Origin of the sequence: Rhodopirellula sp. JB055 (assembly GCF_043100905.1) — a bacterium.
GTDB lineage: Bacteria > Planctomycetota > Planctomycetia > Pirellulales > Pirellulaceae > Rhodopirellula.
This window is the reverse complement of the sequence record NZ_JBICHO010000039.1, coordinates 1-11443: the sequence shown is the minus strand read 5'-3', so window position 1 is coordinate 11443 and position 11443 is coordinate 1. Positions and strand designations below refer to the sequence as shown.

Annotated in this window: 9 protein-coding genes; 1 reads left to right on the top strand and 8 read right to left on the bottom strand. The window is 55.6% G+C overall.

Annotated features, from left to right (window positions below):
* From ACF8AM_RS01470 to ACF8AM_RS01450, 5 genes are all read right to left on the bottom strand, one after another.
* On the bottom strand, window positions 1-623 hold a 623-nt coding region (locus ACF8AM_RS01470; protein WP_392553928.1), incomplete at its 3' end, for a formylglycine-generating enzyme family protein.
* Between the two features lie 48 nt (window positions 624-671).
* On the bottom strand, window positions 672-986 hold the full coding sequence (locus ACF8AM_RS01465) for a hypothetical protein (protein ID WP_392553927.1): 315 nt from the start codon (window positions 984-986) through the stop codon (window positions 672-674).
* Window positions 983-2314 carry a DUF1552 domain-containing protein gene (locus tag ACF8AM_RS01460; RefSeq protein ID WP_392553926.1) on the bottom strand — a complete coding sequence of 444 codons (1332 nt, stop codon included), beginning with the start codon at window positions 2312-2314 and terminating at the stop codon, window positions 983-985. The genes ACF8AM_RS01465 and ACF8AM_RS01460 overlap by 4 nt, the downstream gene beginning before the upstream one ends.
* Window positions 2311-4842, bottom strand: coding sequence for a DUF1592 domain-containing protein (locus ACF8AM_RS01455; RefSeq protein ID WP_392553925.1), 2532 nt, complete (start codon window positions 4840-4842; stop codon window positions 2311-2313). The genes ACF8AM_RS01460 and ACF8AM_RS01455 overlap by 4 nt, the downstream gene beginning before the upstream one ends.
* Before the next feature lie 141 nt (window positions 4843-4983).
* Complete coding sequence (locus ACF8AM_RS01450) at window positions 4984-6285, bottom strand: sodium:calcium antiporter (protein WP_392553924.1); 1302 nt, start codon at window positions 6283-6285, stop codon at window positions 4984-4986.
* A gap of 506 nt (window positions 6286-6791) precedes the next feature.
* On the opposite strand from ACF8AM_RS01450, the gene ACF8AM_RS01445 reads away from it, so the two are divergent.
* On the top strand, window positions 6792-7973 hold the full coding sequence (locus tag ACF8AM_RS01445; RefSeq protein ID WP_392553923.1) for a DUF1571 domain-containing protein: 1182 nt from the start codon (window positions 6792-6794) through the stop codon (window positions 7971-7973).
* A gap of 361 nt (window positions 7974-8334) precedes the next feature.
* On the opposite strand, the gene ACF8AM_RS01440 is transcribed toward ACF8AM_RS01445, so the two are convergent.
* The 3 genes from ACF8AM_RS01440 to ACF8AM_RS01430 all read right to left on the bottom strand — a co-directional run.
* The gene (locus ACF8AM_RS01440) at window positions 8335-8520 is read right to left on the bottom strand and encodes a hypothetical protein (protein ID WP_392553922.1); all 186 of its coding nucleotides are present in this window, start codon (window positions 8518-8520) and stop codon (window positions 8335-8337) included.
* 116 nt (window positions 8521-8636) lie between these two features.
* Entirely contained in the window at window positions 8637-9839 is a 1203-nt protein-coding gene (locus ACF8AM_RS01435) for a DUF1559 domain-containing protein (protein ID WP_392553921.1), read from the bottom strand.
* A 414-nt stretch (window positions 9840-10253) separates the two neighbouring features.
* The coding region (locus ACF8AM_RS01430) for a sulfatase-like hydrolase/transferase (protein WP_392553920.1) at window positions 10254-11443 on the bottom strand (1190 nt) is incomplete at its 5' end.

Genomic DNA, 11443 nt, shown 5'->3' with positions numbered 1-11443 from the left:
CGCACGGACGCCGGAGCGCAGGTCCAAGCTCCGCCTCGCATGCTCCGCCAATCCCCGTACGCATGTTGCGGTGTTTCGTCCAGCATCACCGGATCGGTCACGGCGAACTTGGATCGTTCCGGCCAAGGGACGTCATCCAGGTAGTTTCGATAGAGATCGGCCGACCAGCGATCTTGGCACCATTCCCAAACGTTGCCGTGCATGTCGTGCAGACCCCAAGAGTTGGGTTGAAAACGAGCGGTCCGGGCGGTGAAGACCACACCGTCGCCGTCGTTTGCCCCCAGTTTGATCGCACGTTGATATCGGGTTGTGTTTGGCTGCGCGGCCTCGAGTGCCCCATCGGCAACGTTGGCATGAATGGAGGCATTGTCCGGGTCGCTCCCCCAGGAATACCATGTTGATTGACCAGCACGGCAGGCGTATTCCCATTCGGCTTCGGTCGGCAGGCGATACCTCGAGTCCTCCTGTTCCGAGAGCCACTGACAGAACTTCACCGCGTCATTCCAACTGACGGCGACGACTGGATGGTCGTCGGATTGTTCAAAGCCGGGAGATCTCCAGGTCACATCGGATGATTTTCGAAAGCGGTCGACGTAGTCCTTTTCTTCAGGAAAGCACCCCAAGGCTCCACCGTTCTTTTCGGCGTCGGTTCGATACCCTGTGTCCTCGACTTAGTCACTTAACTGAGAGAAGTTGACTTCCTTTGTTTTAAGCTGAAACGGTTTTTTGAGCACCACTAAATGCGATGGCGAATCAAAGCGGAATTCTTGAGGATTGCTGAAGGCATGAGCCAGTGCAAATTTGCGATCACGTTGGTTCGATTTGTCAAAGACTCGTCGGTATTCACCTGGTTCGATAGCCACAAACTGCATGCCGATGGAATTGGCCTGCGTTTGCCGAGCAGGTTCATCCGCCGGGCTTGGCAGCGTCAAAACCACTGCCAACACGAGAGCCGAACTCAGGCAATTGGTGCACCGTTGAATCATGCGAGAAGTTCCTCGATGGTTCCGGTGCTGTCCTGGAACTCACCGTCCACGTTCACGCCCACCCGCTCAACCATGGTTTGCCAGAGGGAAGAAAGCGGCGTGTTGTCTTGGAGTTGCAGGTGTGTTTGGTGTCGGATCCCGATCCCGCTGCCGCCGGAAATCATCGTCGGCAAAATGTCCTTGCTGTGGCCGATTCCCATGCCACTGGAGAACCCAAGCAACGTGTTGTCTAGCAAGGTGCCCTCCCCTTCACGAATGGATGCCAAGCGGTTCAGGAAGTGGCTCCAGTGTTGCATGTAAATCGTGTCGACCCGGGCGAGTTCTTCCAGGTTCTTGGGGTCGTTGCCGTGGTGTGTCAGTTCGTGATAGCCCTTGGAAACACCAAATTCCGGGTACACACCACCGGCCAATTCAGTTCGAACGACGTAGCTGACCACCCGCGTGGAATCCGTTTGAAACGCCAGTGCGATCAGGTCGTACATCAATTTCGCGTACGTGTCGTAGACGAATTTCCCATTGCCCTCCGGTGTGACGGCTTTTTCGTAATCACCAAAGCCATCGAGGTTGGGGGAGGGTTTGGGACGATCGGACCAGTCCATTTCGCGTCGCAACGTCGTTTCAACTTCGCGAATGGAATGGAAGTATTGGTCCAGTTGTTGACGATCGGATTGGCTGAGTCGTGTTTGCAATTGTTTCGCATCCGAGAGCACCGCGTCGAGCACACTGCCGCGTTGGCGAAATTCGTCGCTTTGTTTGACGAGTTGTTGTGAGTTGGGCGGTCGAAAGAGATGATTGAAGATGGTCTGCGGATCATTCTCAGCGGCCAATGGAATGCCCTGGCGATTCCATGAAATGGTCGCCAGAGCTTGCGATCCAAAGCCAGTGCCGCGTTTGACTGACAACTGCAATGACGGGAACCGAGTGTGTTTGCCGTGCACTTCGGCGGCCAGTTGATCGGGCGAAATGGTTTGTTTTTCGCCGCGAGCGATGGAGGTTGCAAACGGGTAGGCACCGTCGTGACCACCACCGTGACTGAGCGAGGTTCCCGAGAGTACGGTGAACTGATCGCGTTGCTTTTCCAGTGGCTTCAAGATCCGAGACATTTTCGCGTCTTTGCCGTAGCCTTCCGGGTAGAACTGACGCATGTTCATGCCCGTGCCAAAGTAGAACATGCCCATCCGTGGGACGGCCTTGGTGGATTCCGCGGCGGAAGCCTTTCGCGGCAGCATCGCTTCGAGCCAAGGCAACGCCAAACAGGTGCTGGCCCCACGCAGAAGCATCCGGCGGTTGAGCGTCTTGAGTCGTGGTTTGTAGGACGGTTTACTCATCGGGACACAAATGCGTGGCTGGTGACAATGGATTGAATCAGTGCTCGGAAGGTATCGCCTTCCGCTTTCATTTCGGTGACGACGCGATTCAGGATTGCGTCATCTCCAGGTCCGACGGGGCGGCCGAATGCGTAGACAAACACCTTTTCCGCCAAGGCTCGGCGGAAGCGATCGCTTTGTTGCAGCAGCAATTCCCGGAAATCATCGAAGCCTGCGAATTCGTCGCCGTTGGGGAGCCGGCCGCTGGCGTCGATCACGGGCAGATTGCGACCGCGAAAATTTTCGCCGTCTTGTTTTTCACGCCATTGCCCGATGACGTTGAAGTTTTCCAATGCCAAACCGTAGGGATCGAGCGAGCGATGGCAGGCCGCGCAGGATTCGATTTGTTGGTGCTGTAGCAAGCGTTCTCGGACGGTCAGCCGTTGGCCTTGGATGTTGGGTTCGACTTCGCCCGCGTTGGGTGGCGGGGGATCCGGCGGGTTGTTGAACAAAACTTCTCGAACATAGACCGCTCGCGAAACCGGTTTGGTGCGAGTGCCATCCGATCCGGCTTGGTGCACACCTGCCATGGCCAGCAACCCACCACGCACGGAATCCGCTGGCAAATCAACCGTGCGAAACTCCTCGCCGCTGACGCCATCGATGCCGTAGTGTCGAGCGAGCCGATCGTTGAGGACCACGAAATCCGAGTCAAGAAAGTTCAACACGCTTCGGTCGCTGCTTAAGATCTCACGGAAGAATTCGAGCGGCTCGCGAACAAAGGCCTCGGCTAGTTTTTCGTCGTATTCCCGATACAAGGATCGGTCAGGGGTGAACGTCAGGAAGGTGTCGGTCCGCAGCCACTGCCGAGCGAAGCTGTCGACGAACCGGTCTATTTTGGGATCCGCCAGCATCCGTTCGACTTGCCGTTTACGTTGTTTGGGGTTGGTCAGTTCGCCGTCTTTGGCCGCGCGAAAGAGTTCCTGGTCTGGCAGGGAAGACCACAGGAAATACGACATTCGCGACGCAATTTCGTGGTTGGTCAGCACGGATTGGTCGGCGTCGTTTCCATTTCCTTCTGCGAGGTAGAGGAAATTCGGCGAGGTCAGTGTGGCGGCTAATCCAACGCGAATGGCTTCGTGGAATGTTTCACCGTTTTCGAGTTCCGATTGAATGACTCCAAGGACCGGTTCGATTTCGCTTTCTTCGACCGGGCGTCGCCAGGCGGTTGGCAAAAGTCGCAGGAGGATCTCACGTGCGTATGCCAGGTCATCGGTTCCTGCTTCGCCACGGAACAAGACCGTCGTGTGACTCTTCGGCGGCCATTGGTCGTAAAGAGGACCTTCGACTTCCAAATGATCCAAGAAGACACGCGGGAATTTCGTGAGGTCGAGTTTCTCGGGATCGGGTGTTGAACGGTCTCCGCCCCAGCCCTCGGCGACCTTGCGACCGGCCAGACGCAGCGATTCGGTGAAGTCGCCGGTTTCACCTACTTCATTGATTCGTCTCATGAAGTTTTCGCCGGGACGTTGACCCATCGAAAGCTTGGTGTTGTTCAGGATTTCAATACTGAGTTCACCGCCCAGGGTGTCTCGAGGAATCGTCACGCTGGTATCGGCGGGAGTGTCCCAAGGTGCCGTCACGTCGTACTCCATGATCGTTTGCATGGAGTCATCGGGATGGTTGTGTTTCAAGCGAATTCGCGGCACTTCGCCGTCGACGCCCGGGGCACCACCGGCACGGATGGTGAACCGATAGAAACCATTGGTTGGTGCGACGTTGTTGTCCTTGCGACCCGGGTAACGAAGCATCCCAAAAGACCGCGTGCTGCCTTCGATCAATTGCAGCCCACCGGGAACCGGATTCATACCCCGACGTGTGATGAGATATCCGATCGCATGACTGTCAGCGATTTCCTCAAACTCCAGCCGCATCGTTTCGGTCGGGTATTCCGGTGGGCCATCCACAATCGCTCGGTCCGCGATTCGGCGCGCGACTCGGTAATAGTGAGTCATCAGCGAAGGATCGACCATCAAGGCAGTGCTGACTTTGTCGAAACCTTCTGCGGTGCCATCGGGCGGTAATGTGTCAAGTGGACTTTCGCCGGTTGGGAACTTCATCGACAGCAAGTCGGAAACGGTGTGCGTGTACTCATGCCGATTCAATCGACGCAGCCGAACTTGTTTGTCGGATCGACTTTGCGAGCGTTCCAATTCTCGCAACTCGCCTGAGACCCACTCGGATGTTTGCGAGATGACATCGACGGGAAGTGGCGGTTCGCCATCAGGAGGCATCTCGCCCAAGTTGATCGCGTTGCGAATCTCAATCCATTTCAACGCGTTTTCGCGATCGGTGAGATCGCCGGTCAGTTGATCAATCCTCAGGTTGGCTTCCGCTGAGTCGGAGCCGTGGCACTCAGTGCAGTGCTTTTTCAGCGACGCGAGCACGTCGGCCGGGACTTCGGCGAAGACTGGCTCAGTCGCGATGACTCGCGCGGCGACGATCAATGCCGCCGCGAAGATGAACGAACGTGGCTTCCAAGTGGTCAACTCGAGCGACTCTCTGTAGGTGATTCATTCCGTCACGGAGCCACGTTTCCTTTTAGGGAACGCGGGCGAAAAAACACGGCCAATCAGTCTACAACAAGTGAGTTGACGATTCAGGTTTCGAGAAGGTTTGGACTGTGCGGGTTAAACAATGTTGCCGATCGTCGGAAGCATTTTCAGAAAGGTTTGCAGGTGATCTGAGATCCGGTGGACCATTTCGACATCGTTTTCGTGGGCCAGGATGTAGACGACAAACAGGCCATACATCGTCAGCAACGCAACCGCTTTGCCTCGCTTCATTTCCACATACTTGGTTCCGTCCGCCGCGACACCACGTTTGCCGATGTAGTAGATCAAAAAACCGATGATCGTCAGGATGAAGAGAAACAATCGCAGTTCCCCGCTTTGCGCCGCGATTTCGGGCTCCATTGCGATGGGGCCGTGGATGAGCGTGAACAGGAACAATGGAAATCCGAGTGCGAAGCAAATGTCAAAGATGTTGCTGCCCAGGGCGTTGGCCACCGCATCGTCGTAGTCACCATCACGAGCATCGCGAATGGACATGACCGTGTCAGGGACGCTGGTCGCCATCGATGCAAAGATGACTGCGACGAACATGGCGGGCATGCCCAGGCCTTCGAAGGTCTGCCCGAGCAGTTCGTACGATGGATTTTCAACGTTGGCCGGGCCGCTGCCGAGCCACTCGCACGCCAGCACCAATGTCCAGCAGGCCATCGCGATGACTCCCGTGCTGGTCAAAAGCAATCCCCAACCATTCCAAGTTTCTTCTTTCATCTGTTCGCGATGGTGGTCTTTGACGAACCATCGTTCTAGATCCAAGAGCGGCCCTCCGGAGATCCAATAGAACAAGGTGGCGATGGCGCCACGTGGGGACTCATCGTCCTCTTCGTCTTCATCATCCGATTGCTCGTCGTCGTCAGAGGACAACTCAGAAGGCTTCATCGTCGTCAACATGTAGGCGAGGTAGCTCCCGTACATCAACATCAGGATCAACCCTTGCCACCAATGAAGTTGTTCTCCGTTGATCAACAGGATGAGAATGAACTCGCAGATGATCAGCGAGATCCCATCGCGGAGAAGCACGCGAGTGGAAACGTTGACCGAGGTGACACGGACTCCCATTACGACAAAGCCGACCACGCTGAGGATGCAAACCGCGGGGATGATCATGCCGTTGAACAACGCGCTTCCTGCCGTGGTCCCGATGCCGATCGAAAATCCGTCTCGGTCGGAAAGCACAAACAGTGCGATCAGCGTTGTGAAGAGTTCTGGAATGGAACTGGAGATGGCATTGATCGTGCCGCCGCGAACACCTTCGGAAAGGTTGCGTCCGATGTACTCGCTCGCGATTTCAAATCCATCGCAGGCTCGCCAAATGACGAGGCAGGTGAGGAAAATCAGAACGAGTGGGATGACGATGCCCATGGATGCCTTGGGGAAACAGAACGTGGAAGTGCGATTGGTTGAACGTATGCGATCCCAAAGGATGACACTGCGGAGGTAACCATTACAAGCGGCAGTAGAAGTTTTTCAGGGCGCTGGTGGTCCGAGAGTTTCACGTTTCGTTTCACGCGGGCGTCTCAGAATGCAATCCGAGGATGTCAATTTGAAAGCAGCCTCGAACCAAGTGTTCTGGTTGATTGCCCTGCGAGCGATGATGGGAGCGTCGTGAAACTGAGAATGACTCCGGTTTTGCGGGACGGAATGGTAGGAAGGCTATGCGGGTTTTTCCGGCGATCCAGGCACCAACACTTTCCTTCCAGAGCAGATTGGGGCTTTTCTGTTGTTTCCAGATTGGCCGCCGCTAATCTGAAACTTTGAATTTTGCATGCATTCGGCACGTTTCGTGCACCAACGGGGATCGCCGCTTGGGCTGAACGAGCACCACCGGAAACGAACGGACTTTCGACCGCCATTTGGAGCCATCTTCCATGCCAACGCTACCGCTGACCCTCCGCTCTCGATTCTTGTGCCTCGGCGCATCGGCGCTGATGCTGTCGTGCGTCGCCCCAGGATCGTTCTTCAACGCAAACTCGGTTCGTGCTGACGAGACAACGCCAGCCCGTCGGCACGTCAGCGACAACGCTGAGGCAGATGATCGTGTTGCAGTTCAGAAAATCGCGATCGAAGATTCCAGTGACCAGTTGGCCGAGCAAGCGATCGCCGAACTGGGGTTGGACGAACAGGATGTTGTTCAGCAGATGTCAGCCACCGCACCGGCAACTGCATTTTCAAAAAATCAATCCTTGGTTCCGATGATGCACACCAAGGGAATTGCTGCCGATCAAGACAACCAACCATTGGCGGTTCCGGTGGATGACCATCCATTGGGTTGGGCGTTGGCATTTGCGCAGTCTCATGCGACGTACATTCGCCAGCATGTCAGCGATTACAGTTGCAAGCTCATCAAGCGAGAACGAATTGATGGCGATCTGCAAAGGCCTCAAATCATGGACATTGCGGTCAGAGTGGAACAAGCCGATGAGCAAGGCGACGTTTCGCCGTTGTCCGTTTTTCTGCAGTATCAATCACCGCGTACGCTCCGCGATCGCCGAGTCCTTTACATCGAAGGCGAGAATGAAGGAAAAGCCCGTGTGCGAAAAGGCGGCGGTGCACTGAGTTACTTGGTGTTGTCGATTGACCCACACGGGCGTCAGGCCAAAGAGCAAAGCAACTACCCGATCACGGACATCGGTTTTGACAAGATCATGAAGCGTTTGATCGGGTTGATCGAATTCGACATGGAGAACGATCCGACCGGTGGCAACACCGAAGTGACGTACTTTCGAAAAGCTCGAGTGATGGGGCGCCCAGCCACTCACATTCAAATCGTTCACCCCATGAAAGAGGACGGGGTCACGTTCCATCGAGCCAACGCCTACATCGACGATGAGCTGCACGTGCCGATTCGCTTGGAAGTTTACGATTGGCCCACCGAGGAAGGTGAATCACCCGAATTGAAGGAGGAGTACACCTACGCGGATTTGAAACTGAACGTCGGCTTGGCGAAAGCCACGTTTGCATCGACACGTTTGAAAGGCAAGCTAGACGGTCCTGTCGGTTTGACCAAATCGGATCTGAAAGTCAGTCCCAATGCGGTCGCCAAAGACTGAACGAACTTCTCGGGGCAGTCGTGATTGCGTTGCTGAGCGAGTACGCGGGGGGCATTGGATCTGTGAGCCGTTGGCTTAGCCACGGTTTTCACTCACAACCGGGCCGAACGCCCAAACGGCTCACGGGGGTGAGCTTGATTATTCCTGCCGATCTGATTCGCAACACGTAGCATTCTGCAGAGACAATTTGCCTTGTCGATCGAGGATGGTTACCGCAAGTGCCATGACCGGTTTGGTCACGGACCCAATTTCGGACCGCGTTGAGGATTTGATCGAATGTGGTCACTCCATGCAAAACGCTGGAACCATGTTCGGATCCAGCGTTTGATGTTGTTCGGAGGCGGTTGGGCGGTTGTGAGCCCTATTTACCGTATGGTTCTTTCGCAGATGAATTCATCATCGATTCATAGTCTTCCATTTCTTGTGCTGCGTCAGCAGGTTGCTGGATGACGGTTGATTCGCTGCTGTCGCATCCGATGCAAAACAGTGAGAGAGCGATCAACGAAAGCAAGGCGAACGACCGGTTGGAAGGTTGAGTTCGGGACATGAGTGTTCAGTTCCGTATGAGAGAATGAGGGTGACAAGATTGGGAAAGAGCGTTGTTGCTGCGACGCAACAACGCTTTTCGTTTTCCGTGCGGTGAACAGGTCGCTTGATCGACAATCAGATTGAGTCGAGCGACACGGTTTCCTTGTTGGCTTTGGTGCCAAGAGCACCCCACAAACCGTAGGGGCTCTGCGTTCCCGCGTTGCTTGGGCTGTGAGCTTTGTAGACCGTGTGAGCACGCGAGTTACCGGCTTCGATTGAATCCGTGATGAACTTCACCGCTCCGTCGCCCATCAGGACGTGAACACCGCCCTGGTGTCGCGAACTGGGAGGGTACATGCCCCAGGTGCTGTCGGCGGTTGTCCGGGAAACGGTTTCGCTGTTGGGTGACAGAATGGTGTTCATGCCCGAGTGTTGCATTTCGCCATCGGCCCAGTGGAACCCTCGTGCCCAGCTTGCGCGGGCGCCGTCGCCAGCGGAGTTGTCGGTCGTCAAGTTTTCACCGGCACGCCAAAATTGTGGTCGTTCAGGATCGATCTTGTCGTTGTCTCGAGCCCACGAGGGATTGTCTCGCAAAATAGCGGATCCGGGGCCGTCGATGGGAGCGGTTCGGATATCGCGGTCCCCCAAGTCGGTCGCAATTTCGCCAGCTGCGATCGTGTTCGACAAACCGTCCAACACATCACGGAAGGCGTTGTATTGGCGAGCGACAAACATGCCGCGACCGGAGATGCGGATTTGTTCTGCATAGCCGGAATTCATGACAAGCGGATTGGAACCGCTCCAAGCACCGACTTCGCCATATTCGACAGCATCGCCTTGGCAGGCGGCGTAGTTGGTTCGGCCGAGTGCGGGTAGGCCGGTTCCTGGATCGCTGGGGCAACGAAGCGATGCTAATTCCGTGATCCAAGGTGTGTAGTCGCTTCGCCATGGTGCTGGCCCCATTCCGGGCCAAGGCACTGTGCGAAGCGTCCCGTCAGTATTGATCGACAGGGGGTTGCTGATTTGTTCCCACAAGCCTTGTTGTTCAATGAACGGAAGAATGGCGGGCAGCCAACCAAGACGCAATTGGTTGCCACCGAGCGATCCATCGTTGGTGTTGTTGGTGCCACCCTTTTGAGCGGGAAGCTTGTTGTAAGCCGAATGGTAGTTGTGAAGTGCAAGTCCGATTTGCTTGAAGTTATTGCTGCAGCTCATTCGTCGAGCTGCTTCTCGAGCCGCTTGCACGGCAGGTAGTAACAAACCTACAAGGACGCCGATGATGGCAATGACCACCAGGAGTTCTACCAATGTAAAACCGTATTTGCGCATCTTTTTCATAAGACTCTCCCCGAGAGCTGTTTGCGAAAAGACAGCACCAGTGAATGCTGACGTCGAGAGTTCGACGGTGGTGCCGGGAGTGGTTGATAAGGCAACTCTGATCAAGGCACGCTTGATGCACGTTGTTCCACTTCTAATGGGATTAAGTACACCGGACCCGCAATGGTTCCGGAGGAAATTTGGAAATTTTCCTGATCTTTTCATTACTCGCCGGCTGCGAGTCCAGATGCCACCAGAAGAGTGCCCCTTGCCCGAGCGGACGTTTGATGGGCCAGAAGAACCGTTCGATGGAGACGCGCGTTGGTCCGTGGTTGGTTTGCTGTCAAGACGAGTCGGTTGCCAACGAAGTCTATCGACTGGGGTCGATGGGCTTTGTGTCTCTGAGTGTCTTTAGAGAGAGGTTTGCCCGCCTGCTTAAAAATCACGAAAGGGACCACGAGGTTCGGCGGCTTCCATCTCGCGCAGCCAATTTGTGTAGCGTTCTTTGACCATCGCAAGAATCTCGGGGTTTGATTGGGACAGGTCGTTCTTTTCGGCAATGTCTTCATCGAGGTTGAACAGACCGCTCTGGTCACCCATTTGGACCCATTTCCATTGACCAACCCGTGCACCGATTTGGTCTCGACGTTTCCAAAACATTTCCTTGCGAGGAGACTTGGATTCGCCGCGAAGTGTGGTCCACCAATTGAATCCGTCGAGGACGACGTCGGACGGTGGTTCCACACCCGCTGCGGCTGCAAAGCTCGGCAGCAACTCCAGGCTGGTCAGGAATTCGTCGTTCACCGCACCGGCCGGGATCTTTCCTGCCGGCCAACGAACGATGCAAGGCACACGGATGCCGCCTTCCCAGGTTTGAGCTTTGTGGCCTCGCAAGGGCGAGTTGTCAGCGCCTCCGCTGCCACCGTTGTCAGAGAAAAACACGACCACCGTGTCATCGAGGATCTGCTTGGCTTCCAAGCGATCCAATATCTCACCAATCGCGGCGTCCATGCACGTGACAGCGGCCCGGTAGTCCCGACGACGAGCTTGTGGTGTCGTGACCGTTGCGGGCGTGCCATAGCGATAGCGGTCGGTGATTCGGGTTTCCGGCTCAACCGATGGATACATCGCCTTGAATCGATCTGGGGCTTGCACCGAGGAGCGAATCGTTGGATCAAGCGACGACGAATTGTGCGGCGCGTTGAAGGGAACGTACAAGAAGAACGGTTCTTCACCCGCATGTTCATCCAAGAACCGCAGCGCCTCGCGTTGAAACAGGTAGGTGCAGTAGATGCCCTTGTCCTCCACCGTTGGTTCGAGATTGCGGACCATGCAGGGGACGCCGTAACGTTCGTGCGTGAAGTAATCGATGCCCGTGTTGACGAAGCCGTAGAAATCATCGAATCCACGCGAAGTGGGCAGCATTCGGCGCAGGGCACCGAGGTCCCATTTGCCATAGATTCCGCTTTTGTAGCCTGCCTGTTTCAGCACGGCTGGGATGATCACCTCGCGATTGTCCATTCCGCCGATGCGTTCGAACGTCACGGCGTATTCTTCCGGCGTGTAGCGATGCCCGTAGTCGGGGGCTTCGTTGCGAATCATGTCATAGATCCCGTTTCGCTGAG

Excerpts from the sequence above, each read along its gene's own strand:
- ACF8AM_RS01440 (WP_392553922.1), bottom strand. The coding sequence starts at position 8,520 with ATGTCCCGAACTCAACCTTCCAACCGGTCGTTCGCCTTGCTTTCGTTG.
- ACF8AM_RS01460 (WP_392553926.1), bottom strand. The coding sequence starts at position 2,314 with ATGAGTAAACCGTCCTACAAACCACGACTCAAGACGCTCAACCGCCGG.
- ACF8AM_RS01465 (WP_392553927.1), bottom strand. The coding sequence starts at position 986 with ATGATTCAACGGTGCACCAATTGCCTGAGTTCGGCTCTCGTGTTGGCA.
- ACF8AM_RS01445 (WP_392553923.1), top strand. The coding sequence starts at position 6,792 with ATGCCAACGCTACCGCTGACCCTCCGCTCTCGATTCTTGTGCCTCGGC.
- ACF8AM_RS01435 (WP_392553921.1), bottom strand. The coding sequence starts at position 9,839 with ATGAAAAAGATGCGCAAATACGGTTTTACATTGGTAGAACTCCTGGTG.
- ACF8AM_RS01450 (WP_392553924.1), bottom strand. The coding sequence starts at position 6,285 with ATGGGCATCGTCATCCCACTCGTTCTGATTTTCCTCACCTGCCTCGTC.